Origin of the sequence: Lonsdalea britannica, from assembly GCF_002111595.1 — a bacterium.
GTDB lineage: Bacteria > Pseudomonadota > Gammaproteobacteria > Enterobacterales > Enterobacteriaceae > Lonsdalea > Lonsdalea britannica.
Genome location: NZ_LUTN01000003.1, coordinates 154,136 through 178,857 on the forward strand (window position 1 = coordinate 154,136; position 24,722 = coordinate 178,857).

Below are 24,722 nucleotides of genomic sequence, written 5' to 3' on the forward strand. Positions count from 1 at the left end.
GATGAAACTTGAATTTTCGATTTATCGTTACAACCCGGACATTGATAATGCCCCGCGGATGCAGGACTACCAGCTGGAGGCCGATGAAGGCACGGACATGATGTTGCTCGACGCATTAATCCAGTTGAAAGAGCAGGACCCGACGCTGACGTTTCGCCGCTCCTGCCGTGAGGGCGTGTGTGGTTCGGATGGGGTGAACATCAATGGTAAAAACGGACTGGCATGCATCACGCCGATCTCCAGCCTGCGTCGCGGCAGTCACAAAATCGTGGTGCGTCCGCTGCCGGGGTTGCCGGTTGTCCGCGATTTGGTGGTAGACATGGGGCAATTCTATGCCCAATATGAGAAAGTTAAACCTTACCTGTTGAATAATGGGAAGAATCCTCCGGCACGTGAAAATTTGCAGTTGCCGCAGGATCGGGCGAAGCTGGATGGACTGTACGAATGCATCATGTGCGCTTGCTGTTCCACCTCGTGTCCGTCCTTCTGGTGGAACCCAGACAAGTTCATCGGTCCGGCCGGATTACTGACGGCGTACCGCTTCCTGATAGATGACCGCGATACGGAAACCCAATCGCGTCTCGATGGACTGGACGACGCTTTCAGCGTGTTCCGCTGTCACAGCATCATGAACTGCGTCAGCGTGTGTCCCAAAGGGTTGAATCCGACGCGAGCCATCGGCCACATCAAGTCGATGTTGTTGCAGCGCGGCGCCTGATGACCGCATCAACGGGACGACCTCCGCCGTCGGACGGCGGTCGTCGGGAGCGCTTCTTACTACAGCGAACAGGCATGACAGCCTCTTGTGTTAAGGCTCCTTTGGTGGGAAGTACTCCCCCTCGACATGCTCACCGTCGGCATGAAGAGTGAACCGTTTATCCGGCAATGCCGCTTTTACACGGCGCGACAAAAAATGTTAACCACGGCGAAAACTGAAGCATATCAGCTTAAGGGATCACAATGCAGAACGGTGCAATGAAGGCCTGGCTGGATTCCTCGTATCTGGCGGGGGCGAACCAGTCTACATAGAGCAGCTCTATGAAGATTATTTAACCGATCCGGCCTCTATCGACACCAGTTGGCAAACGCTTTTCCAGCAAATGGTGGCGACGGGAGTCAAACCCGATCAACTGCACTCTCAAACCCGAGACTATTTTCGTCGTCTGGCGAAGGACAGCTCGCGGTATACCTCCTCTATTCACGATCCGGACAGCGATGCCAAGCAGGTCAAGGTGTTGCAGCTCATTAATGCGTTTCGCTTTCGCGGCCATCAGCATGCCAACCTCGACCCGCTGGATTTGTGGAAACAAGAAACCGTTCCTGACCTCGACCTTGCCTATCATCATCTGACCGAAGCGGATCTGGACGATACCTTTAACGTGGGTTCTTTCGCTATCGGCAAAGAGACCATGAAGCTGCGGGATTTGTACGCGGCGTTACGGCAGACCTACTGCGGCGCCATCGGCGCCGAGTATATGCACATCACCAACACGGAAGAGAAACGCTGGATCCAGCAGCGGATCGAATCCGTGGTCGGACAGCCGTCGTTTAGCGTCGATGAGCGCAAGCGTTTCCTGAAAGAGTTGACGGCGGCGGAAGGGTTGGAGCGCTATCTGGGCGCGAAATTCCCCGGCGCCAAGCGCTTCTCTCTCGAAGGCGGGGACGCCCTTATCCCGATGCTGAAGGAAATCGTGCGCCATGCCGGGAAGAACGGGACGCGCGAAGTCGTACTAGGGATGGCGCACCGGGGACGTCTGAATGTGTTGGTCAATGTCCTCGGCAAAAAGCCGCAGGATCTGTTCGATGAGTTCATTGGCAAGCACAAAGAACATCTCGGCACGGGCGATGTGAAATATCATCAGGGCTTCTCTTCGGATGTGGATACCGAAGGCGGCAGGGTGCATCTGGCGCTGGCTTTTAACCCCTCGCATCTGGAAATCGTCAGCCCGGTCGTCATTGGCTCGGTGCGGGCGCGTCTGGATCGACTGGATAACCCCAGTAGCGCGCTGGTGCTTCCGATCACGATTCACGGCGATGCCGCTATGACGGGGCAGGGCGTCGTTCAGGAAACGCTGAACATGTCCAAAGCGCGCGGTTACGACGTCGGCGGTACGATCCGCATCGTCATTAATAACCAGATCGGGTTTACGACCTCCAATCCGCACGATGCGCGCTCAACCGAATACTGTACTGATATCGGTAAAATGGTTCAGGCGCCGATTTTCCACGTGAATGCGGACGATCCCGAGGCCGTCGCATTCGTGACCCAGCTGGCGCTCGACTTCCGTAATACCTTCAAGCGCGACGTCTTCATTGACATGGTGTGTTACCGCCGTCATGGCCATAACGAGGCCGACGAGCCAAGCGCCACGCAGCCTCTGATGTATCACAAAATTAAAAAGCACCCGACGCCGCGTAAAATCTACGCCGACCGTCTGGAGCAGCAGAATTTGATCCATCTGGAAGATGCCACCGAAATGGTCAATTTGTACCGCGATGCGCTGGATGCTGGTGAATGCGTGGTGGAAGAGTGGCTGCCGATGGATATGCAGGCGCTGGCCTGGATGCCGTATCTCAACCACGACTGGGATGAAGACTATCCGCATCAGGTCGAGATGAAGCGTTTGCAGGGGCTGGCCCGTCGCATCAGCACGATCCCGGAGGCGATAGAAATGCAGTCCCGGGTCGCCAAAATATACAACGACCGCGCCGAGATGGCGGAGGACGGCAAGCCTTTCGACTGGGGCGGCGCTGAAACGCTGGCCTACGCCACGCTGGTGGATGAAGGCATTCCTATCCGGCTGTCGGGCGAAGACACCGGCCGCGGCACCTTTTTCCACCGCCATGCCGTTGTGCACAATCAGAAAAATGGCTCGACCTATACACCTTTGTCGCATGTACACAATGCACAGGGCGAGTTTAAGGTATGGGACTCGGTGCTGTCGGAGGAGGCGGTGCTGGCGTTCGAATATGGTTATGCCACGGCTGAGCCGCGCACGCTGACCATCTGGGAGGCGCAGTTTGGCGATTTCGCCAACGGCGCTCAGGTGGTGATAGACCAGTTCATTAGCTCCGGGGAGCAAAAATGGGGACGGATGTGCGGTCTGGTCATGCTGCTGCCGCACGGCTATGAAGGGCAAGGACCGGAACACTCATCGGCCCGTCTGGAACGCTATTTGCAGCTGTGCGCTGAACAGAATATGCAGGTGTGCATTCCCTCCACTCCGGCGCAGGTTTACCACATGCTGCGACGTCAGGCGCTGCGTGGAATGCGACGTCCGCTGGTGGTGATGTCGCCGAAGTCGCTGCTGCGTCATCCGCTGGCAACCTCGACGCTGGAGGAACTGGCCTCCGGTAAATTCCAGCCCGCGATTGGCGAGGCTGACGATATCGATCCTCGTGACGTAAAGCGCGTCGTGATGTGCGCCGGTAAGGTCTACTACGACCTGCTGGAAAAACGACGCAAGAATGAGCAGAACGATGTGGCGATTGTCCGCATTGAACAGCTGTATCCCTTCCCTCAGCAGTATGTGCAGTCCGTGCTGGCACCGTACGCCCATGTTCTGGATTTCGTCTGGTGTCAGGAAGAACCGCTGAACCAGGGCGCCTGGTATTGCAGCCAGCATCATTTGCGCGAGGCGATTCCGTTCGGCGCTTCCTTGCGTTATGCCGGCAGACCGGCATCCGCATCGCCCGCCGTGGGTTACATGTCCGTCCACCAAAAGCAGCAGCAAGATCTTGTTGATGACGCGCTGAACGTTAATTGAATCAAAAGGATAAATAATGAGTAGCGTAGATATTCTCGTCCCCGACCTGCCCGAATCGGTAGCCGACGCCACCGTGGCGACCTGGCGTAAACAGCCGGGCGACAGCGTCCAGCGTGATGAAGTACTGGTTGAGATTGAAACCGACAAGGTGGTGCTTGAAGTGCCTGCCTCCGAAGCCGGGATTCTGGATGCGGTGCTGGAAGCGGAAGGGGCGACCGTCGTCTCACGCCAAATCCTTGGCCGTCTGCGCCCTGGGGACAGCAGCGGCAAGGAGTCCAGCGAAAAACCGACCAACAAAGAGTCTACGCCGGCCCAGCGTTATACCGCCGGTCTGGAAGAGGAAAGCAACGACGTGCTGAGTCCGGCCATTCGCCGACTGATCGCCGAGCATGATTTAGACGCGTCGACGATCGTAGGCAGCGGCGTGGGTGGACGGATCACCCGTGAAGATGTCGAAAAACAGCTTGCCCGACAGCGCGAGGCTGCTGTCGCCGCCCCGGCGAGTGCGGACGCGACCGCCGCTGACCCCTCTCTGGATCGACGTAGTGAAAAAAGGGTGCCGATGACGCGCCTGCGGAAACGGGTGGCTGAGCGCCTGCTGGAAGCGAAAAACAGCACGGCCATGCTGACGACGTTCAACGAAGTCAACATGAAACCGGTGATGGATCTGCGTAAGCAGTACGGCGAAGCATTTGAAAAACGGCACGGCGTACGCCTGGGCTTTATGTCGTTCTACATCAAGGCCGTGGTTGAAGCGCTCAAACGTTTCCCCGAAGTGAATGCGTCGCTGGACGGTGAAGATGTCGTGTATCACAACTACTTTGACGTCAGCATCGCCGTATCGACGCCGCGCGGTCTGGTCACGCCAGTGCTCAAGGATGTCGATTTGCTGAGCATGGCGGATATCGAGAAAAAAATTAAGGAACTGGCAATTAAGGGCCGCGATGGCAAACTAACCGTGGATGAGTTGACGGGGGGAAATTTCACCATCACTAACGGCGGCGTGTTTGGTTCATTGATGTCGACACCGATCATCAATCCGCCGCAAAGCGCGATTCTGGGGATGCATGCCATCAAGGATCGTCCGATGGCCGTTGAAGGTCAGGTGGTCATTTTGCCCATGATGTATTTGGCGCTTTCCTACGATCACCGGCTTATCGACGGCCGCGAATCAGTCAGTTTCCTGGTGACGATTAAAGACATGCTGGAAGATCCGGCGCGTCTGCTGCTGGACGTTTAAGGCAGGATAGGGCGGCCTGGCGCCGCCCTTCGCTATCCAGGCCGTCTGCACGCCGCCACTCATGAAATCGCGGATTTATCTTCAAATATAAAATGGATTGAACACCATGAATTTACACGAATATCAGGCAAAACAGCTCTTTGCTCGGTATGGCATACCGGCCCCGGAAGGCTATGCCTGCAAGACGCCCCATGAGGCGGAAGAGGCTGCCGCGAAAATCGGCGCAGGCCCGTGGGTCGTTAAGTGCCAGGTGCATGCCGGGGGACGAGGTAAATCAGGCGGCGTTAAAGTCGTCAACAGCAAAGATGACATTCGCGCTTTCGCGGAAAACTGGTTGGGCAAGCCGCTGGTGACTTATCAGACTGACGCTCATGGTCAGCCGGTACATCAGATTCTGGTTGAAGCCGCGACGGACATTGCCAGCGAACTGTACCTCGGGGCGGTCGTCGATCGCGGCAGTCGTCGCGTCGTGTTTATGGCGTCCACGGAAGGTGGCGTAGAAATTGAAAAAGTCGCTCAGGAAACGCCTCATCTTATTCATAAAACGGCGCTGGATCCCCTGACTGGACCGCTGCCTTATCAAGGCCGTGAGCTTGCATTCAAACTGGGCCTCAGCGGTAAGCAGGTTGCCCAGTTCACCAAAATTTTCATGGGGTTGGCGAAGCTGTTTCTGGAATGCGATCTGGCGCTGGTGGAAATCAACCCGCTGGTCATCACCGGGCAGGGCGAGCTGCTGTGTCTGGACGGCAAACTGGCCGTGGACGGCAATGCGTTGTTCCGTCAGCCTGAGCTGCGCGACATGCATGATCCGAGTCAGGTCGATGAACGCGAGGAACACGCGGCGCAGTGGGAACTGAACTATGTCGCGCTGGACGGTAACATCGGCTGTATGGTCAATGGTGCGGGTCTGGCGATGGGCACGATGGATATCGTGAAACTGCACGGCGGCGCGCCAGCCAATTTTTTGGATGTTGGCGGCGGCGCGACCAAAGAGCGCGTGACAGAGGCTTTTAAAATCATTTTGTCAGACAGCAAGGTAAAAGCCGTGCTGGTCAACATTTTCGGCGGCATCGTACGCTGCGACCTGATCGCCGATGGCGTCATCGGCGCCGTGGCGGAAGTGGGTGTCAACGTACCGGTGGTGGTGCGTCTGGAAGGTAACAATGCGGAGCTTGGGGCGCAGAAACTGGCGGAGAGCGGTCTGAATATCATTGCTGCAACCGGTCTGGCGGATGCAGCTCGGCAGGCGGTTGCTGCCGTGGAGGGAAAATAATGTCTATTCTGATCGATAAAAACACCAGAGTGATCTGCCAGGCTTCACCGGGAGTCAGGGAACGTTTCACTCCGAACAGGCGATAGCTACGGCACGCAGATGGTTGGGGGAGTGACGCCGGGCAAGGGAGGCACTCAGCATCTTGGTCTGCCCGTGTTTAATACGGTACGCGATGCCGTTGCGGCTACCGGTGCGACGGCATCGGTCATCTATGTTCCGGCTCCTTTCTGTAAAGATTCGATTTTGGAAGCGATTGATGCGGGTATCGAGCTAATTATTTGCATCACCGAAGGTATTCCGACGCTGGATATGCTGACGGTGAAAGCCAAGTTGGAGCAGACCGGGGCGAAAATGATCGGCCCGAACTGCCCGGGCGTGATTACGCCGGGTGAATGTAAGATCGGCATCATGCCCGGCCATATCCATCTGCCGGGAAATGTCGGCATTGTTTCTCGTTCCGGCACGCTGACCTACGAAGCCGTCAAGCAGACGACGGACGTCGGCCTGGGCCAGTCTACCTGCGTCGGTATCGGTGGCGACCCGATCCCCGGTTCCAACTTCATTGATATTCTTGAGTTGTTTGAACAAGACCCGCTGACAAAAGCGATCGTGATGATTGGGGAAATCGGCGGAACCGCGGAAGAAGAGGCGGCGGCTTTCATCAAAGCGCACGTTACCAAACCTGTTGTCGCCTACATTGCCGGCGTTACCGCGCCGAAAGGGAAGCGGATGGGCCATGCTGGCGCGATCATCGCTGGCGGAAAGGGAACGGCTGATGAGAAGTTCGCCGCGCTGGAAGCGGCTGGCGTTAAGACGGTACGCAGTCTGGCAGATATCGGTGAAGCAGTGAAAAGCATGATCGCCGGCTAACGTGGCGAGTTTATTGCTGCGTTAACACGAACACAGCGATGCAGGAAAAGGCCATCTTCGGATGGCCTTTTTTTTATGTTTGAGCCTGATGAACATTTAATGGGAATAACACTCATTTCTAAAAATAACGTAATGGCAACAATGCAAACCAATAAATATAAAAATAAGTAATCATATAGAAACATTAATGCAGTAAATACTCAGAACAATAAATCAGCAAATATTAATTATTGAAACCTGGCGGTCACGTCAAATTAACAATATCAGCCTAATGAAAATGGAATGTGTCACACTGTTAACGTTAAGGGCGGATATTGCGCCAAATCAAAAAATGCAGGGTAGATATCTTCGTCAAAATACGCTTAAATTGCGCCCGATCAATTATCTGCCAAAGGTATGTGATTGTGAGAAAGGGGGTTGAGTCAAAACCCCAACTGGCGTCACGTAAAAACCTATTTATTACAGGGAATTGTAGGCGTAATATACCGGTCACTCTGTTTTAGGTACGATATTGGTAATTTTCATAACCTTACTTAGGCTTATTTTAACTAGGTATAGCGTCGTGGCGTTATTCGCGTCATGCGATGTTTAAGCCTGTGTTCAGCAATTTGTTGTGTTCTTTTAGGGTATTGCAGCCGTTGTTCAACGGGTTGCCTCTACTGCGAGCGAAACCTTCCTGCGAGGAGCAAGGAGTCAAGATGTTTGATATAGTCGAACTGTCACGTTTACAGTTTGCCTTGACAGCAATGTATCATTTCCTGTTTGTGCCACTAACGCTCGGGATGGCGTTCCTGCTGGCTATCATGGAAACGGTCTACGTACTGTCTGGCAAACAAATTTATAAAGATATGACCAAGTTCTGGGGCAAGCTGTTTGCGATCAACTTCGCACTCGGCGTGGCTACCGGGCTGACCATGGAGTTCCAGTTTGGGACCAACTGGTCTTACTTCTCTCACTATGTCGGTGATATCTTCGGGGCTCCACTGGCGATCGAAGGCCTGATGGCGTTTTTCCTGGAGTCCACCTTCGTCGGGTTGTTCTTCTTCGGCTGGGATCGCCTGAGCAAAGTGCAGCATATGGCAGTGACCTGGCTGGTCGCTCTGGGTTCCAACTTCTCCGCGTTGTGGATTCTGATTGCCAACGGCTGGATGCAAAACCCTATCGCCTCCGATTTCAACTTTGAAACCATGCGTATGGAGATGGTGAGTTTCGCGACACTGGTCTTCAACCCGGTTGCGCAGGTGAAATTCGTGCATACGGTTGCAGCCGGTTACTGTACGGGCGCGATGTTCATTCTGGGCATCAGTTCTTACTATCTGCTGAAAGGCCGCGATATCGCGTTCGCCAAGCGTTCATTCGCTATCGCCGCCAGCTTCGGCATGGCCTCCGTGCTTTCCGTTATCGTGCTGGGTGACGAATCCGGTTACGAAATGGGCGACGTTCAGAAAACCAAGCTGGCAGCAATTGAAGCCGAATGGGAAACACAGCCTGCTCCTGCCGCGTTCACCCTGTTCGGTCTGCCGGATCAGGAAGCCAGAGAGAACAAATACGCGATTCAGGTTCCTTATGTTCTGGGTCTGATCGCGACGCGTTCCACGGATAAAACCGTGACCGGTCTGAAAGAGTTGATGGAGCAGCATGAAGTGCGCATCCGTAATGGGATGAACGCCTATCATCTGCTTGAGCAGCTGCGCGCGGGTAACACTGACCCTGCGGTTCGCGAAGCCTTCAACGCCAGCAAGCAGGATCTCGGATACGGCATGCTGCTGAAACGCTATACGCCGCAGGTTTCCGATGCGTCCGAAGCGCAGATTCAGATGGCGGTGAAAGATTCTATCCCTCACGTCGCGCCGCTGTACTTCTCGTTCCGCATCATGGTGGCTTGCGGGATCCTGATGCTGATCATTATCGGCCTCTCTTTCTGGACCGTACTTCGCAACAAGATTGGTCAGCGGAAATGGCTGCATCGTGCCGCGCTGTACGGCATTCCGTTGCCGTGGATCGCCGTGGAAGCGGGATGGTTTGTCGCAGAATATGGTCGTCAGCCTTGGGCGATTGGCGAAGTGCTGCCGACCTCTGTCGCCAACTCATCGCTGACAGCAGGCGATCTGCTGTTCTCCATGGGATTGATTTGCGGTCTGTACACGCTGTTCCTCGTCGCGGAAATGTACCTGATGTTCAAGTATGCGCGTCTGGGTCCAAGCAGCCTGAAAACGGGCGCATATCACTTTGAACAGCCGACCACCGCTGCGCCGGAAGCACGGTAACAGGAGTCCACTATGTTTGAGTATGAAGTACTGCGTTTTATCTGGTGGGCGCTTATCGGCGTACTGCTGATTGGTTTCGCCATCACCGATGGCTTCGATATGGGTGTCGGGATGCTGGTCCGCCTGATGGGCCGCAGCGACGTTGAACGTCGCGTGATGATTAACTCCATCGCTCCTCACTGGGACGGTAACCAGGTTTGGCTGATCACGGCGGGGGGCGCGTTGTTTGCCGCCTGGCCGATGGTCTACGCCGCTGCGTTTTCCGGCTTCTATGTCGCAATGATCCTGGTGCTGGCGTCGCTATTCTTCCGTCCGGTGGGTTTTGACTACCGTTCGAAGATTGAAGACGCGCGCTGGCGCAATATGTGGGACTGGGGCATTTTCATCGGTAGCTTCGTGCCGCCTCTCGTCATCGGCGTTGCTTTCGGTAACCTGCTGCAGGGCGTTCCGTTCCATATCGACGCTTACCTGCGCCTGTACTACACCGGTAACTTCTTCCAGCTGCTGAATCCCTTTGGCCTGCTGGCGGGCGTGGTCAGCGTGAGCATGATTCTGGCTCAGGGCGCGACCTACCTGATGATGCGTACCAACGGTGAACTGCACCTGCGTGCTAAAGGCGTTGCGCAACTGGCGTCGCTGGTGCTGTTTATTACGTTCGCCCTGGCCGGTGTGTGGGTGGTCTACGGTATCGACGGCTACACTGTGACGTCGGCGATCAATACGGCTGCGGAATCTAACCCGCTGCGTAAAGAAGTGGTCCATCAGGCAGGCGCCTGGTTAGTCAACTTCAACCATTATCCTGTTCTGTGGGCTGTGCCCTTGTTGGGTGTGGTGTTCCCGCTGTTTACGGTGCTGATGGCCCGCGTGGAAAAAGGCGCGATGGCGTTCCTGTTTTCCTCGCTGAGCATTGCCTGCGTTATCCTGACGGCCGGTATTACGATGTTCCCGTTTGTTATGCCGTCGATCACGATGCCGAACGCTAGCCTGACCATGTGGGATGCCACATCCAGTCTGCTGACGCTGAAAGTCATGACCTGCGTGGCGATCGTCTTCGTCCCGATCATTCTGTGCTACACCACCTGGTGCTACTACAAAATGTTCGGTCGCATCACCAAAGAGCATGTCGAGCAGAACTCGCATTCCCTGTACTAAGTAAGGAGCTTATTTTATGTGGTATTTTGCCTGGATACTCGGAACGCTTCTTGCCTGCTCGCTGGGCGTGATCACCGCGTTGGCGATCGAGCACATTGAAGATGCCAAAGCGGTTAAAGACGACGCGTGATGAGTCAATTTATCCATCGTCTCTACAGCATCATGGACAAGGGCCCGTTACGGGCCCTTTCCCTGATCATGGCCCTGCTGTTAGCGGGATGCGTTTTTTGGGATCCGTCGCGCTTTGCGGCGAAAACCAGCACGATGGCCGTTTGGCAGGCATTTGTCCTGATGTGGGCGGTCTGTACGGGCGTGATTCACGGGACCGGATTTAGACCGCAGCGGCTGCGCTGGAAGGCCTTTTTCTCACCTTCGCCTGCGGCAATCATTTTGGCCGCCGGTCTGTATTATTTCTTCCGGTAATCTTCGCGCTCAATCCCTTGTCATGTGGGCCGTTTCTGGCTCACATTTATTTACCAGCCTGTACATTCTCCCCATTCCAAACCACAATTCTCTTGCGTATAGTAGCCTGAGTTTTATCGCATGAATTGCTGGGATATAAAGTGAGTAATGAAGTGTTCTGCTGGCCTGTTCGCATCTATTATGAAGATACCGATGCAGGCGGTGTTGTTTATTACGCGCGCTATGCCGCGTTTTATGAAAGAGCTCGCACGGAGATGCTGCGTGCGCATGGCATTCATCAACAGCAACTGATGGAGCAAAGTCTTGCCTTCGTTGTTCGCAAGATGACAGTAGAGTACTTCTCTCCGGCTCGCCTTGACGATTTGCTGGAAGTTCAGAGCGAGATTGTTTCGCTTCGCCGGGCGTCAATGACGTTCACGCAGCGCATTCTCAATCCCCAAGGCGAAGTGATGAGCCAGGCTGAATTTTTGATCGCATGCATCGACCCACATCACATGAAGCCGATTGCGCTTCCTAAGTCTTTTGTCGCGGAGTTTAAGCAGTGACTGACATGAATATTCTTGATTTGTTTCTGAAGGCTAGCCTTCTCGTGAAACTCATCATGCTGATTTTAATCGGTTTTTCCATCGCGTCCTGGGCGATAATCATACAGCGCACCCGCATCCTCAACGCGGCAACGCGGGATGCTGAAGCGTTCGAAGACAAATTCTGGTCTGGCATCGAACTCTCTCGCCTTTATCAGGAGAGCCAGACGCGGCGCGAAACTTTGTCTGGAACCGAGCAGATCTTTTATGCCGGATTCAAGGAATTCGCCCGGCTGCATCGCGCCAACCATCATGCGCCCGAAGCGGCGGTTGAAGGCTCCTCGCGGGCAATGCGTATTTCGATGAATCGCGAGCTAGAAACGTTGGAAACCCATATTCCTTTTCTTGGAACCGTCGGTTCTATTAGCCCTTACATCGGCCTGTTCGGTACGGTGTGGGGGATCATGCATGCGTTCATTGCGTTAGGGGCCGTCAAGCAGGCGACGTTGCAGATGGTTGCGCCGGGGATCGCCGAAGCGCTGATCGCGACGGCTATCGGTCTGTTTGCCGCTATTCCTGCCGTCATGGCTTACAACCGTCTCAACCAACGCGTCAATAAGCTGGAACAGAACTACGATAACTTCACGGAAGAGTTTGTTGCCATCCTGCATCGTCAGGCATTCTCCAACGATAGCAACCGTTAATCAGGAGGGAGCATGGCACGTGTACGTCGAGGTCGTCGGGAACTGAAGTCCGAGATCAATATCGTCCCTTTGCTGGATGTGCTGTTGGTGCTGCTGCTGATTTTTATGGCGACAGCGCCAATCATCACGCAAAGCGTTGAGGTTGATCTGCCGGATGCCACGGATTCCAAAACCGTTTCTAGCGATGATAATCCGCCCGTGATTGTCGAGGTTTCCGGTATCGGCCGCTATAGCCTGGTGGTCGACCATAATCGTATGGAACAACTGCCGGCAGAGCAGGTGGTGGCTGAAGCGCAGTCTCGGCTTAGCGCCAATCCGAAAACGGTGTTCCTGATCGGCGGCGCTAAAGAAGTCCCGTACGATGAAATCATTAAAGCACTTAATTTACTCCACCAGGCCGGCGTGAAATCCGTAGGTCTGATGACGCAACCGATTTGAGCCGGTAAACAGAGTATGAGTGATCTATTTGGCCACACTGTATTTGGGAACGACTTGTGCTAAAGGGAAACGGACAAAACGATAAGCTAAAACGGGCTTTGATTATCTCGGCCGTTTTGCACGTCATTTTGATTGCGCTGCTGGTTATAAGCTCCTTGCACCAGTCAATGGACGCCAGCAATGGCGGCGGAGGCGGATCGGCGATCGATGCCGTGATGGTTGATCCCGGCGCCGTTGCTGAACAGTATAACCGTCAGCAGCAGCAACAAAGCGATGCTCAGCGCTCAGCGCAGTTGCGTCAGAAGCAAGCCGATCAGCAGGCCAAAGAGCTACAGGAAAAACAGGCAGCGGAACAACAGCGTCTGAAAGAGCTGGAAAAAGAGCGGTTGCAGGCGCAGGAAGAAGCAAAAAATCAGGCGCAAGCACAAGAACAGCAGCGTAAGCAGGCTGAAGAAGCGGCTCAGCAGGCCAAAGAACAGCAGAAACAGGCTGAGGCTGCGGCGGCGAAATCCAAAGCAGACGCCGAGCAACAAGCGAAAGCCGCCGCTGAAACCAAAGCCAAAGCGGAAGCGGAACAGCAAGCGAAAGCTGCCGCGGCTAAAAAGCAGGCGGAAGAGGAAGCTAAGAAACAGGCTGCCGCAGACGCGAAGAAAAAGGCTGAACAGGAAGCGAAGGCTAAAGCAGCCGAAGTGGCTAAAGAGAAAGCTGAAGCGGACGCTAAGGCAAAAGCCGCTGCTGACGCTAAAGCCAAGGCCGCCGCCGATGCCGCGAAGAAAGCGGAAGCTGCGGCAGCCAAAAAAGCCGCTGACGACAAGAAAAAGGCCGCTGCGGCTGAAGCCGCCAAGCAGGAGAGTGAAGTGGACGATCTGCTCGGTGGGCTGTCGGCAGATAAAAATGCGCCCAAATCAGGCTCTGCCGCGAGTAGCGGCGGCGCGGCTGGCGTAGGCAAGAATAAGAAAAGCGGGGCGTCCGGGGCTGCGTTAGATAGCTATGGCAGTCAGATTAGAACCGCTATTCAGAGTAAGTTTTACGATTGGGAATCCTATAAAGGCCGGACGTGTACGCTACGCGTCAAACTGGCGCCGGATGGTCTGCTAATCGATGTCACTACCGAAGGTGGCGATCCTGCTCTGTGTCAGGCTGCTATTGCGGCAGCCAAGCAGGCCAGAATTCCAAAACCGCCGAGCAGTGAAGTCTATGAAGCATTCAAGAATGCCCCGATAGACTTTAAGCCGCAGTAAGTCCGCCTAAAGTCAGGGGCAGGGTTTAAGATTATGACTATGGTCGACAGACTGATAATCGTGTTTTGTTGACATTGGTTTTGTTCACATTCTGCTAATTTATCGCAGGTTAAGCGCCTGGATAAGGGAGATGAAATGAAGCAGGCATTTAAAGTTGCATTAGGTTTTTTGATGCTGTGGGCGGCAGTACTCCACGCGGAAGTGCGTATTGAAATCACCCAAGGGGTTGATTCCGCTCGTCCGATCGGCGTGGTTCCGTTCAAATGGGCAGGCCCTGGCGCCGCACCGGAAGAAATCGCAGGCATTGTCGGCGCGGACTTACGCAATAGCGGTAAATTCAATCCGATCGATCCTTCTCGTATGCCGCAGCAACCGGGCAGTGTCTCGGAAGTGACGCCTGCGGCGTGGACGGCATTGGGCATTGATGCCGTCGTCATCGGTCAGGTTCAGCCGAGCGCTGATGGTTACGTCATTTCTTATCAGCTGGTTGATACCTCCGGCAATGCGGGTAGCGTGCTGGCGCAGAATCAGTTCAAAGTCACCAAGCAGTGGCTGCGTTATGCGGCGCACACTGCCAGCGATGAAGTGTTCGAGAAGCTGACCGGTATTAAAGGCGCATTCCGCACGCGTATCGCTTATGTGGTTCAAACCAATGGCGGCCAGTATCCGTACGAACTGCGTGTCGCGGATTATGACGGTTATAATCAGCTTCCTGTGCATCGCTCACCTCAGCCGTTGATGTCACCAGCATGGTCTGCCGACGGCAGCAAATTGGCGTATGTCACCTTTGAGAGCGGTCGTTCTGCGTTGGTTGTGCAGACGCTGGCGAATGGCGCCATCAAACAGGTGGCCTCGTTCCCACGTCATAACGGCGCGCCGTCCTTCTCTCCTGACGGCAGCAAACTGGCGTTTGCTCTGTCCAAGAGCGGAAGCCTGAACCTGTACGTGATGAATCTGGGCTCTGGACAGATTTCTCAAGTCACCGACGGACGTAGCAACAACACGGAGCCGACCTGGTTCCCGGATAGCCAGACACTGGCCTATACTTCCGATCAGGCGGGACGTCCGCAGGTGTATAAAATTAATGTCAACGGCGGTGCGCCTCAGCGCCTGACCTGGGAAGGTGCCCAGAATCAGGACGCGGATGTCAGCAGCGACGGTAAATTTCTGGTGATGGTGAGCTCTAATAGCGGAGTGCAGCACATCGCCAAACAGGATCTGGTAACGGGTGCCGTTCAAGTATTGACGGACACGTTCCTGGACGAAACGCCAAGCGTTGCGCCTAACGGCACCATGGTAATCTACAGTTCCAAACAGGGGATGGGATCCGTGCTGCAGCTGGTTTCGACTGATGGTCGTTTCAAAGCGCGTCTTCCGGCAACTGATGGTCAGGTAAAATTCCCTGCCTGGTCGCCGTATCTCTAAATGCAAATAGCTATGATAACCTTTTGAAAGGACATAAAAATGCAATTCAATAAAGTGCTGAAAGGCCTGATGTTGGCTCTGCCGGTGCTGGCTGTTGCCGCGTGTAGCTCTAACAAACATGCTAACAACGACCAATCTTCTGAGAATGGCGTCGGCATGGGCAGCGGTATGGAAAACGGCGGCAACATGTCATCCTCTGAGCAGGCTCGCCTGCAGATGCAGGAACTGCAACGCAACAACATCGTTTACTTCGATCTGGACAAGTATGACATCCGTTCAGATTTCGCCCAGATGCTGGATTCCCATGCCGCATTCCTGCGCAGCAACCCGTCCTACAAAGTGACCATCGAAGGTCATGCGGATGAACGTGGTACGCCGGAATACAACATTGCGCTGGGCGAGCGTCGTGCGAACGCCGTGCAGATGTATCTGCAGGGTAAAGGGGTTTCTTCTGACCAGATCTCTATCGTTTCTTACGGTAAAGAAAAACCTGCGGTTCTGGGTCATGACGAAGCTGCTTACTCTAAAAACCGCCGTGCCGTTCTGGTCTACTAAGAGTATTGCATGAACAGTAACTTCAGACCTTACCTTCTAAGTCTGTCGTTACTGGTTGGCGTAGCGGCCCCCTGGGTCGCTACCGCCCAAGCGCCAATCAGTAATGCCGGCTCAGGCTCGGTGGAAGATCGAGTCACTCAACTGGAGCGAATCTCAAACGCTCACAGCCAGCTTTTAACCCAACTTCAGCAACAGCTCTCCGATAACCAGCGTGATATCGACAGCCTGCGTGGTCAGATTCAGGAAAGTCAGTATCAGCTCAATCAGGTTGTGGAGCGGCAGAAACAGATCTACCAGCAAATAGATAGCCTGAGTTCTCAGGGCGCTCAGACGACTGCTCCCGCGGCCTCAGACGCTAGCAATCCCCCTGCGGCAAGTAACACCGCTCCGACCGCGCCTGCCAGCACGGGAGACGCGAATAGCGATTACAACGCCGCCGTGGCGCTGGTGCTCGAAAAAAAGCAGTATGATCAGGCTATTGTTGCGTTGCAAAACTTCGTCAAAAAATATCCTGATTCCACTTATCAGCAATGCCAACTATTGGCTGGGGCAGTTGAACTACAACAAGGGTAAGAAGGACGACGCGGCCTACTATTTCGCCAATGTCGTTAAAAACTACCCGAAGTCTCCCAAAGCGTCCGAAGCCTTGTACAAGGTTGGGGTGATCATGCAGGAGAAAGGCCAGACTGATAAAGCCCAAGCGGTGTATCGTCAGGTGGTCAAGATGTATCCAAACACTGAAAGTGCCAAACTGGCGCAAAAATCTTTGTCCCACTCTTAATTTCTACGATAAGGCGCAAAACTCGCTCGATATGAGCGGCTTTTGCGCCTATTTGTTTGAGTTGTAAGCAGTTAAACGTTTTTTTTATAAAATAGGTTGCTTGGAAAAATTATCACAGTAATATATGCCGCCGTTGCCAAGGCGATAGTGAATCGCTGAAGTGATGTGGAAATTGGGTCGTTAGCTCAGTTGGTAGAGCAGTTGACTTTTAATCAATTGGTCGCAGGTTCGAATCCTGCACGACCCACCAATTTCCAGTGCTACATCTTGAAGTGTTCCGCAATGCGGGTCGTTAGCTCAGTTGGTAGAGCAGTTGACTTTTAATCAATTGGTCGCAGGTTCGAATCCTGCACGACCCACCATTCAAGTTTCAAATCCCGAACTCATCCAAACTGAAACGCGCCTTTAAACCTCATGACTCACGCATTGTGAGAATGGGAATTTTCATCGGATTTTTGTACCCGACGAGGCAAAACGACAATGCGCTGTATCAGTCCTGGGGCTGAGCCCATTCATTAAAACTCTCGTGCATGCCACCAACGTCAGCGTCCAATCGACGCGCTAATGACTTCACTTCTGTCTCATGGCGGTAGTCAGCGATCTCTGTCGCGTGACGCGTATATAACCATCCAAAAGCTTTGAGTGGGGGATATGGGGAGCATTTCCCCATGTTGCTGTGGTCTCATTAAGCGTTTTTATTTCGATCTGTAGGAGAGGGTGTTTAAGGGAAAGACGGTAATGAATATTTATCAATGCGTTCTGCCGCTTTAATCAATGATTCCGTCCTGCATCCTGATCAGCCGTGACTGACCAAGGCATGCGTTAGCCTGCTTAGAGATAAAAAACACGATCCCGGACTCAATAACCACTAAGCTATCCTCGATTCTGCGGCAACTCAGCGATGTTGTCACTTGGCCTGAAAAGCCATCCACGTTTATAACGTAGCGCCGGATTCATCGTTTCGGTTGAGCAAGATAGTTCGGTGTTGATCTTTCCTTCCATCGCGTTGCTGCGTTCCCTACCGGAACCGGGTAACCCACAGTAATGAAAACGCTCGTTGAGGCTTCGTGCATTAAAGATGTCGTCAAGCGCGACGACCTTTCCGCTAGCACATTGCCAGCATAGCGTTGGGGCGAGAGACGGCACTCCGGCTATCCTCATAAATACAATCCTTCATTTTTAATAAATTAAACCCAGGCGCAATTTATACCGCATTAAAGCGGAATTAAGTGGTGTGAAATGGCTATTTTGTTTAGTATATAAAACGCCGTCTGACTCTACGGTCAGAGGCCATGACAATACAGTGAGTTTCGGGTCAGACGAGGTGAAGATGGATTTTTTCAGTACGAGCAATATTCTGGTTCATATCCCTTTAGGCGCGAACGGTTACGACCTGTCGTGGGTTGAAGCCTTGGGGACTTTATTCGGTTTACTGTGTATCGGGTTGGCTAGCTTGAGAAGACGAGCAATTATCTGTTCGGGCTGATCAACGTCACGTTGTTTGCATTAATTTTCTTTCAGATCCAGCTTTATGCCAGCCTGCTGCTGCAGATCTTTTTCTTCGGCGCAAATATCTACGGGTGGTATGCGTGGAGTCGTAAGACCAGCGCCGATGAATCCGAGTTGCGTATCCGCTGGCTGTCTCTGCCGCAGGCTCTGGGATGGAGCGCCGCCTGCATCGTGGCGATTGGCCTGATGACGTTTTATATCGACGCGCTTTTTGCGCTGTTGACCGATATCGCCGTGATGCTGATGAAAGGCATCGGAATCAGCGTTGAGCGTCCACAGCTACAGCCAGATGCTTTCCCCTTCTGGGATTCCACAATGACCGTGCTGTCCATCGTAGCGATGATCCTGATGACGCGTAAATACGTTGAAAACTGGCTGGTCTGGGTGGTCATCGATGTTATCAGCGTGGTGATCTTTGCCTATCAGGCGTCTATGCAATGTCACTGCAATACGCCATCCTGACGCTGATAGCCCTCAACGGCTCCTGGCTGTGGATAAAGGGCGCACGCGAGAATCAGTCGCGCCCTCTGGCCCGAGCCGGCTAACAGCGACTGAGCGCCATCAGTGGTGATGATGATGATGGTGCTCGCCGGCCACTTGCTGAATATGGCAGTGGCCGTGATCGCAGTGGTGATATTCCATCTGGATGGTCACATGGTCTATCTGATAACGCTGCAGCAGGTAGTCCTGGATTTGTTGCAACAGGGCGTCGTGATCGTCAGGGGGCGTCACCTGCGCGTGCAGGGTTAGCATCGGCTTTTCTCCGACCTGCCATAGATGGACATGGTGTACGTTCTGCACCGCCGGAATATCGGCGCTTAAATCCCGCTTTAACGCCCCTGCATCAATCTGTGCGGGCGACCCTTCCAGCAACTCATGAAGACTTTCTTTCAGCAATGACCACGCGCTACGTAAGATCAGCACTGATACCACCAGGGATAAAATGGGATCAATCGGCGTCCAACCGGTCACCATGATAATGAGCGCTGCGGCAATCGCGCCGACCGAGCCCAACATATCGCCTAGCACATGCAGAGCCGCGGCTCGGACGTTCATGTTTTTTTCGCCGCCGCCGCGATGTAACAGCCAGAACGCGAATAGGTTAACCAAGAGACCGCCGACGGCGATGATCAGCATCGGGACGCCCGCTATCGGCTGGGGATGGCTAAAGCGTTGAAAGGCTTCCCAGCAAATCCATACGGTGATGATAAATAACGCGATGGCGTTCACGAAAGCCGCGAGCGTGGTCAACCGCAGGAAACCAAAAGTGTGGTTGGCGGTGGGACGACGCGCCGCGAAGCGTACGGCCAGCAAGGCCACCAGCAGCGCGGCGGTGTCAGTCAGCATATGTCCGGCGTCCGCCAGCAGCGCGAGGGAGCCTGAGATCAGCCCACCGACTGTTTCAACGACCATGAAAACGGCGGTGATCGTAAACGCCGCCAGCAGTCGTTGACTATTGTTCTGTTCTTTAGAGCGAGATTGGGTCATCGAATGACTTCCTGTTTACATGCCTGTTTTAACTGTATGTCAAACGGGACAAAAAACCCACATTCGCATCGGGAAAGGGAATTCATTGCTGGGAAACACCGTAGGCGCCTGGGTATTCCTCGGACGAGGGTGAATTATTCAGGGATTTTAGTCGTTAGCTTGTTTTATAATGCATCATCCGCGGGGTTTCCTGCTTTTATTTGTGGCTGACGGGATTGTGGGCAATGACCACAGGCTAAGCCCACCGTTCGGGAATGATTGGGATTACTATGAGTTATCAAAACGACGATTTAAGAATTAAAGAGATCAAAGAGTTGTTGCCACCTGTCGCGCTGCTGGAGAAATTTCCCGCGACGGAAAATGCCGCCAAGACGGTATCTCAGGCCCGCTCTGCCATCCATAAAATACTGCACGGCGGCGATGATCGTCTGCTGGTGATTATCGGTCCTTGCTCCATTCACGATGTTAAAGCCGCGAAAGAGTACGCGGCTAAGCTGGGGGAGCTTCGTCAGGAACTGAATGGCGAGCTGGAAATCGTCATGAGAGTTTATTTTGAGAAACCGCGTACGACGGTGGGCTGGAAAGGACTTATCAACGACCCTTACATGGACCACAGCTTCCAGATCAATGACGGCCTGCGCATCGCTCGCAAACTGTTGCTGGATATCAACGATACCGGCCTGCCGGCGGCGGGCGAGTTCCTGGATATGATCACGCCGCAGTATCTGGCCGATCTGATGAGCTGGGGCGCGATTGGCGCGCGTACCACAGAGTCTCAGGTACACCGTGAGCTCTCTTCCGGTCTGTCTTGCCCGGTTGGATTCAAAAACGGCACCGACGGCACGATCAAGGTCGCCATCGATGCGATTAACGCCGCTCAGGCGCCGCACTGCTTCCTGTCCGTGACCAAGTGGGGCCACTCCGCTATCGTGAATACCAGCGGCAACAATGACTGCCATATCATTTTGCGCGGCGGTAAAGAGCCTAACTACAGCGCGAAGCACGTGCAGGAAGTGAAAGTTGGTTTGGAAAAAGCCGGATTGACGCCGCAGGTGATGATCGACTTTAGCCACGCCAACAGCAGCAAACAGTTCAAGAAACAGATGGACGTAGGTACTGATGTCTGTGCGCAGATCGCGGGTGGCGAAAAAGCCATAATGGGCGTGATGATCGAAAGTCATCTGGTCGAAGGCAATCAAAACCCGGATAGCGGCGAGGCGCTGGTGTACGGTAAAAGCATCACCGATGGGTGCATTGGCTGGGATGATACCGCAACGCTGCTGCGTCAGTTAGCCGGAGCTGTGCGTCAACGCCGCGGCTAATCGTCTGTCAGAACGATCAAATAAAAACCACCGCCTTTATGGCGGTGGTTTCACATTGGGGCAGCGAAGGACGGGATAGGGGAAGAGGTGTGTGAGCCTGAGTCTGCCTGGTTTGGTTGATTCCGTCTATGTCCGCTTCATTGGACAATAGGGGGAACTCTCTGAGGAGGCGTGCATCATGTCTCGTCAGCGTCTGCGAAAAGCTCTCAGAGTAAAGTGACGTATCCGCAGTCTTCCATCGCCTCTTTGAGAAGTGATTTAAGACGGGCATAAAAAAACCCGGCCTGAGCCGGGTTTTTTATTAGGTGGAAGCGAAATTACTTCGCTTTACCCTGGTTCGCTACTGCTGCAGCTTTAGCGGCGATTTCGTCCGCGTTGCCCAGGTAGTAACGTTTGGTCGGTTTGAAGTTTTCGTCAAATTCGTAAACCAGCGGTACGGCAGTCGGGATGTTCAGTTCCAGAATTTCGTCTTCGCTCAGGTTGTCCAGATATTTGACCAGCGCACGCAGTGAGTTACCGTGGGCAGCAATGACAATGCGCTCACCGCTTTTCAGACGCGGCAGAATGGTTTCATTCCAGAACGGGACCACGCGATCGATGGTCAGCGCCAGGCTTTCAGTCAGCGGCAGCTCTTCGTCGGTCAGAGAAGCATAACGCGCATCGTGGCCCGGGAAACGGTCGTCTTCACGAGTCAGTTCCGGCGGAGTCACGGCAAAACCACGACGCCACAGTTTCACCTGATCGTCACCGTATTTATCAGCGGTTTCGGATTTGTTCAGTCCCTGCAAAGCACCGTAATGGCGTTCGTTCAGTTTCCAGCTTTTTTCTACTGGCAGCCAAGCCTGATCCAGTTCGTCCAGTACGTTCCACAGCGTGTGGATGGCACGTTTCAGCACGGAGGTGTAAGCGAAATCGAAAGAAAAACCTTCTTCTTTCAGTAATTTACCAGCCTGTTTGGCTTCGTTGACGCCTTTTTCAGACAGTTCAACGTCCATCCAGCCGGTGAAGCGGTTTTCTTTGTTCCACTGGCTTTCGCCGTGTCGTACCAGTACCAGCTTAGTTACAGCCATAGCTTAACTCCTTCAGATCCTAAGATTTCTGTAATGACTGGCCACATTATAGGGCTGTAGAACAGTCATCGGCAATCGCTTGTCGTCTCACTGTCAGTTTATTGCGCGCAATTGCGGCATAAAACAGCTAGCTTGATCGGTTCAGCTTGTCACTTTCCCCAAATGCCAGAGTATCAGGGGACCGATGACCGAAAAGGGCGGCCAACGGGCGGCATTAAAACCGACGATCCATATAGTATCTTCTGGTGACTATTCGGGCCACCTATCGCCGGTCAGGGCTGTGGATAGTGTACTCATAATCAGCCGATGATTTTTGATCTGACCTAAGGTCGCGGACATTAGTCCAGACATCATTCATTGAGCTGCTAGAGCACGTTCGGCGCGTCATCGAAGAAAAACCGATAGCTGGTCAGCGACAGGTAGGTTTCTCCCGGCTTGAGCCAGCAGTCAGGCTGCGGCCATTCGGGGTGATGAGGACTATCCGGTAAAAACTCGCTTTCGAGCGCGATGCCAGCATAGTTAGGGTAGTGGCTACCGTTACGATCCGGCGTGCCTTCAAGCGCATTGCCGGTGTACACCTGCAACGCGGGTGCGCTAGTGCTGACGTCCAGTCTGATCCGCTTATCGCTAGACCACAACACGGCGGCAGGATGGGGCGAGGGAGTATCCTGCCGCAGTAAAAAGGCATGGTCATAGCCGCCGACCGCGCGTTGATCGTCATCCGCCAAAAAATCCTGCATCAGCGTTTTCGGCAGACGGAAATCCATGCTGCTGCCGGCAACAGACTTGATCTCGCCGAAAGGAATGCCTTCCGCGTTGGTCGGCAGAAACTGGTCGGCGAATAGCTGTAGGTGATGTTGGCGCACATCCTCAAACGTCTCGTCGAGGTTGAAATAGGCGTGGTTGGTCAGGCAGACCGGGCAGGGAGTGTCGACCTCCGCACGATAGGTGATCGTCAGCTGATTGTCGTCGGTGAGATGATAATGCGCTTCTACGGTGAGATGACCGGGAAACCCTGATCGCCCGCTAGAGAGTGCAGCTGATAGGTGATGGCATTCTCGCTGTGCTGGACAATCTGCCAACGACGCGCATTAAACCCGACAGGGCCGCCATGCAGCTGGTTTTTTCCGCTGTTGGCCGCGAGAGGAGTGACGTGTCCGCTTTTCTCAATGACCGCATCGGCAATCCGGTTGGCATAGCGACCAACGGAGGCGCCCAGGTAGGCGCTTTGACGAGGATAATCTTCGGGCGCGCAGCCGAGCAGGACTTCACGGGTTTCATTGGGGGGCAGCGGCAGTAGACAAGACGTCCACGTCGCGCCCCAGTCCATCACGGTGACAGACATACCGGAGGCATTTCGCAGTATATGTCGTTGAAAAGGCTGACCATCCGGGGCCAGCATATCGGTTGTTTCACTATGCATTGCGCTCTCCACTTCGCGACTGACAACGCGTCCCGCTAAGTGATACGGCGCGGAGAGACGCCATTGCCGTCGAAATTAGTCAGGAAAGCCCGTCGGATGAGAAGACTGCCAGCGCCAGACGTCGGCGGCCATTTCATCCAGAGTCCGTGCCACGCGCCAGTTGAGATCGCGGGCCGCTTTTTCCGCATCCGCCCAGTAGGCGGGTAAATCGCCTTCACGTCGCGGCGCGAAGTGATAAGGCACAGGTTTGCCGCAGGCTTTGCTGAATGAGGCAACGACCTGCAACACGCTGTAACCCACGCCAGCTCCCAAATTATAGATGTGGACGCCGGGCTGGCGATGCAGCGTGTTCATGGCGGCGATGTGACCGTCCGCCAAATCGACAACGTGAATATAGTCTCTTACGCCAGTGCCATCGGCGGTAGGGTAATCGTTGCCGAATATCGCCAGGGAATCGCGGCGACCCACGGCGACCTGCGCAATATATGGCATCAGATTATTGGGGATCCCCTGCGGATCTTCCCCCATTTCACCCGACGGATGCGCGCCGACCGGATTGAAATAGCGCAGCAGCACGATACTCCACTCTGGTTCAGCGCGTTGTAGATCCTGCAGGATCTGCTCCACCATCAGTTTGCTACGCCCGTAGGGACTGGCAGGCATGCCCGTGAGAAAACTTTCCTGATAGGGGATCTGCGGCTGATCGCCGTAGACCGTGGCCGAAGAGCTGAATATCAGCGTTTTGACGTTGGCTTTTCTCATCGCGTCGACCAGCGTCAGCGTCCCATAGACGTTGTTATCATAGTAGTCGATCGGCTTTTGCACCGACTCGCCCACCGCTTTGAGACCGGCAAAGTGAATCACGGCATCAATTACATGTTCGGAGAAAATTTCATCCAGCAGCTGTCGGTCGCGGATGTCGCCCTGATAGAAGATAGGAATTTGATCGCTGAGTCGCGCGATGGTGGGGACGACGCTCGCTTTGCTGTTGCACAGATTATCGAGAATGATGGGCTGATGGCCTGAGGCGATCAACTGCACGCAGGTATGGCTTCCTATGTAACCGCTCCCACCTGTAACCAGTACCTTCATAATGACCTCTAGTCAAAAAATAGGGAAAAGAGGGAGCATGCAAAGCCCGACGTAAAATCGATTGAAAAGGGGAACAATGCGCTTTGTTGAGCCTGATGCTCTCATCATGAAGACAGTGTACAAACTTCCACGAAACAATTAAGTGTTTTACCTACAGA

Annotated in this window: 17 protein-coding genes, 2 tRNA genes and 5 pseudogenes; 20 read left to right on the forward strand and 4 right to left on the reverse strand. The window is 54.0% G+C overall.

Annotation, left to right across the window (positions count from 1 at the left end; genetic code table 11):
- Nucleotide 1: 1 nt before the first annotated feature.
- From AU509_RS03670 to pnuC, 19 genes and pseudogenes are all read left to right on the forward strand, one after another.
- Nucleotides 2-718, forward strand: coding sequence for a succinate dehydrogenase iron-sulfur subunit (locus AU509_RS03670; protein WP_085652438.1), 717 nt, complete (start codon nucleotides 2-4; stop codon nucleotides 716-718).
- A gap of 242 nt (nucleotides 719-960) precedes the next feature.
- A pseudogene (gene sucA, locus AU509_RS03675) lies at nucleotides 961-3,767 on the forward strand (2-oxoglutarate dehydrogenase E1 component).
- A 16-nt stretch (nucleotides 3,768-3,783) separates the two neighbouring features.
- The gene (gene odhB / locus AU509_RS03680; protein ID WP_085652436.1) at nucleotides 3,784-5,007 is read left to right on the forward strand and encodes a 2-oxoglutarate dehydrogenase complex dihydrolipoyllysine-residue succinyltransferase; all 1,224 of its coding nucleotides are present in this window, start codon (nucleotides 3,784-3,786) and stop codon (nucleotides 5,005-5,007) included.
- A 106-nt stretch (nucleotides 5,008-5,113) separates the two neighbouring features.
- The gene (sucC, locus tag AU509_RS03685) at nucleotides 5,114-6,280 is read left to right on the forward strand and encodes an ADP-forming succinate--CoA ligase subunit beta (protein ID WP_085652435.1); all 1,167 of its coding nucleotides are present in this window, start codon (nucleotides 5,114-5,116) and stop codon (nucleotides 6,278-6,280) included.
- Nucleotides 6,280-7,150: pseudogene (sucD, locus tag AU509_RS03690) on the forward strand (succinate--CoA ligase subunit alpha). The gene sucC and the pseudogene sucD overlap by 1 nt, the downstream one beginning before the upstream one ends.
- A gap of 698 nt (nucleotides 7,151-7,848) precedes the next feature.
- The gene (gene cydA / locus AU509_RS03695; protein ID WP_085652433.1) at nucleotides 7,849-9,417 is read left to right on the forward strand and encodes a cytochrome ubiquinol oxidase subunit I; all 1,569 of its coding nucleotides are present in this window, start codon (nucleotides 7,849-7,851) and stop codon (nucleotides 9,415-9,417) included.
- A gap of 12 nt (nucleotides 9,418-9,429) precedes the next feature.
- A complete protein-coding gene (cydB, locus tag AU509_RS03700) occupies nucleotides 9,430-10,569 on the forward strand; it encodes a cytochrome d ubiquinol oxidase subunit II (protein ID WP_085652432.1) in 1,140 nt (379 codons plus the stop codon).
- Between the two features lie 16 nt (nucleotides 10,570-10,585).
- Nucleotides 10,586-10,699: a cytochrome bd-I oxidase subunit CydX gene (cydX, locus tag AU509_RS03705; protein ID WP_085652431.1), complete on the forward strand. Its 114-nt coding sequence runs from the start codon at nucleotides 10,586-10,588 to the stop codon at nucleotides 10,697-10,699.
- A complete protein-coding gene (ybgE, locus tag AU509_RS03710) occupies nucleotides 10,699-10,992 on the forward strand; it encodes a cyd operon protein YbgE (protein WP_094117671.1) in 294 nt (97 codons plus the stop codon). The genes cydX and ybgE overlap by 1 nt, the downstream gene beginning before the upstream one ends.
- A gap of 140 nt (nucleotides 10,993-11,132) precedes the next feature.
- Nucleotides 11,133-11,537, forward strand: a complete 405-nt coding sequence (ybgC, locus tag AU509_RS03715; protein ID WP_094117737.1) for a tol-pal system-associated acyl-CoA thioesterase — start codon at nucleotides 11,133-11,135, stop codon at nucleotides 11,535-11,537.
- Nucleotides 11,534-12,220 carry a Tol-Pal system protein TolQ gene (gene tolQ, locus AU509_RS03720; protein ID WP_085652429.1) on the forward strand — a complete coding sequence of 229 codons (687 nt, stop codon included), beginning with the start codon at nucleotides 11,534-11,536 and terminating at the stop codon, nucleotides 12,218-12,220. The genes ybgC and tolQ overlap by 4 nt, the downstream gene beginning before the upstream one ends.
- Nucleotides 12,221-12,232: 12 nt before the next feature.
- Nucleotides 12,233-12,658, forward strand: coding sequence for a colicin uptake protein TolR (gene tolR, locus AU509_RS03725; protein ID WP_085652428.1), 426 nt, complete (start codon nucleotides 12,233-12,235; stop codon nucleotides 12,656-12,658).
- A 56-nt stretch (nucleotides 12,659-12,714) separates the two neighbouring features.
- Nucleotides 12,715-13,899, forward strand: coding sequence for a cell envelope integrity protein TolA (tolA, locus tag AU509_RS03730; protein ID WP_094117672.1), 1,185 nt, complete (start codon nucleotides 12,715-12,717; stop codon nucleotides 13,897-13,899).
- Nucleotides 13,900-14,034: 135 nt separating this feature from the next.
- Nucleotides 14,035-15,324, forward strand: coding sequence for a Tol-Pal system beta propeller repeat protein TolB (gene tolB, locus AU509_RS03735; RefSeq protein ID WP_094117673.1), 1,290 nt, complete (start codon nucleotides 14,035-14,037; stop codon nucleotides 15,322-15,324).
- Between the two features lie 39 nt (nucleotides 15,325-15,363).
- A complete protein-coding gene (gene pal, locus AU509_RS03740; protein ID WP_094117674.1) occupies nucleotides 15,364-15,879 on the forward strand; it encodes a peptidoglycan-associated lipoprotein Pal in 516 nt (171 codons plus the stop codon).
- A 9-nt stretch (nucleotides 15,880-15,888) separates the two neighbouring features.
- A pseudogene (gene cpoB / locus AU509_RS03745) lies at nucleotides 15,889-16,660 on the forward strand (cell division protein CpoB).
- 174 nt (nucleotides 16,661-16,834) lie between these two features.
- Nucleotides 16,835-16,910: transfer RNA gene (locus tag AU509_RS03750), tRNA-Lys, on the forward strand.
- A 36-nt stretch (nucleotides 16,911-16,946) separates the two neighbouring features.
- A tRNA-Lys gene (locus tag AU509_RS03755) sits at nucleotides 16,947-17,022 on the forward strand.
- 968 nt (nucleotides 17,023-17,990) lie between these two features.
- A pseudogene (gene pnuC, locus AU509_RS03760) lies at nucleotides 17,991-18,714 on the forward strand (nicotinamide riboside transporter PnuC).
- 16 nt (nucleotides 18,715-18,730) lie between these two features.
- Here pnuC and zitB read toward each other — a convergent pair.
- Complete coding sequence (gene zitB / locus AU509_RS03765) at nucleotides 18,731-19,657, reverse strand: CDF family zinc transporter ZitB (RefSeq protein ID WP_094117675.1); 927 nt, start codon at nucleotides 19,655-19,657, stop codon at nucleotides 18,731-18,733.
- Between the two features lie 269 nt (nucleotides 19,658-19,926).
- Here zitB and aroG point away from each other — a divergent pair, with 269 nt between their 5' ends.
- Complete coding sequence (gene aroG / locus AU509_RS03770; protein WP_085653514.1) at nucleotides 19,927-20,979, forward strand: 3-deoxy-7-phosphoheptulonate synthase AroG; 1,053 nt, start codon at nucleotides 19,927-19,929, stop codon at nucleotides 20,977-20,979.
- A gap of 317 nt (nucleotides 20,980-21,296) precedes the next feature.
- On the opposite strand, the gene gpmA is transcribed toward aroG, so the two are convergent.
- The 3 genes and pseudogenes from gpmA to galE all read right to left on the reverse strand — a co-directional run bounded on the left by gpmA (nucleotide 21,297) and on the right by galE (nucleotide 24,564).
- Nucleotides 21,297-22,049, reverse strand: coding sequence for a 2,3-diphosphoglycerate-dependent phosphoglycerate mutase (gene gpmA / locus AU509_RS03775; protein ID WP_085653515.1), 753 nt, complete (start codon nucleotides 22,047-22,049; stop codon nucleotides 21,297-21,299).
- A 365-nt stretch (nucleotides 22,050-22,414) separates the two neighbouring features.
- Nucleotides 22,415-23,472 (reverse strand): annotated as a pseudogene (gene galM, locus AU509_RS03780) (galactose-1-epimerase).
- Between the two features lie 75 nt (nucleotides 23,473-23,547).
- Nucleotides 23,548-24,564: a UDP-glucose 4-epimerase GalE gene (gene galE, locus AU509_RS03785; RefSeq protein WP_094117676.1), complete on the reverse strand. Its 1,017-nt coding sequence runs from the start codon at nucleotides 24,562-24,564 to the stop codon at nucleotides 23,548-23,550.
- Nucleotides 24,565-24,722: the final 158 nt, after the last annotated feature.

Coding starts and splice junctions, on each gene's coding strand:
- AU509_RS03670 (WP_085652438.1), top strand. CDS start 2: ATGAAACTTGAATTTTCGATTTATCGTTACAACCCGGACATTGATAAT.
- odhB (WP_085652436.1), top strand. CDS start 3,784: ATGAGTAGCGTAGATATTCTCGTCCCCGACCTGCCCGAATCGGTAGCC.
- sucC (WP_085652435.1), top strand. CDS start 5,114: ATGAATTTACACGAATATCAGGCAAAACAGCTCTTTGCTCGGTATGGC.
- cydA (WP_085652433.1), top strand. CDS start 7,849: ATGTTTGATATAGTCGAACTGTCACGTTTACAGTTTGCCTTGACAGCA.
- cydB (WP_085652432.1), top strand. CDS start 9,430: ATGTTTGAGTATGAAGTACTGCGTTTTATCTGGTGGGCGCTTATCGGC.
- cydX (WP_085652431.1), top strand. CDS start 10,586: ATGTGGTATTTTGCCTGGATACTCGGAACGCTTCTTGCCTGCTCGCTG.
- ybgE (WP_094117671.1), top strand. CDS start 10,699: ATGAGTCAATTTATCCATCGTCTCTACAGCATCATGGACAAGGGCCCG.
- tolR (WP_085652428.1), top strand. CDS start 12,233: ATGGCACGTGTACGTCGAGGTCGTCGGGAACTGAAGTCCGAGATCAAT.
- tolB (WP_094117673.1), top strand. CDS start 14,035: ATGAAGCAGGCATTTAAAGTTGCATTAGGTTTTTTGATGCTGTGGGCG.
- pal (WP_094117674.1), top strand. CDS start 15,364: ATGCAATTCAATAAAGTGCTGAAAGGCCTGATGTTGGCTCTGCCGGTG.
- zitB (WP_094117675.1), bottom strand. CDS start 19,657: ATGACCCAATCTCGCTCTAAAGAACAGAACAATAGTCAACGACTGCTG.
- aroG (WP_085653514.1), top strand. CDS start 19,927: ATGAGTTATCAAAACGACGATTTAAGAATTAAAGAGATCAAAGAGTTG.
- gpmA (WP_085653515.1), bottom strand. CDS start 22,049: ATGGCTGTAACTAAGCTGGTACTGGTACGACACGGCGAAAGCCAGTGG.
- galE (WP_094117676.1), bottom strand. CDS start 24,564: ATGAAGGTACTGGTTACAGGTGGGAGCGGTTACATAGGAAGCCATACC.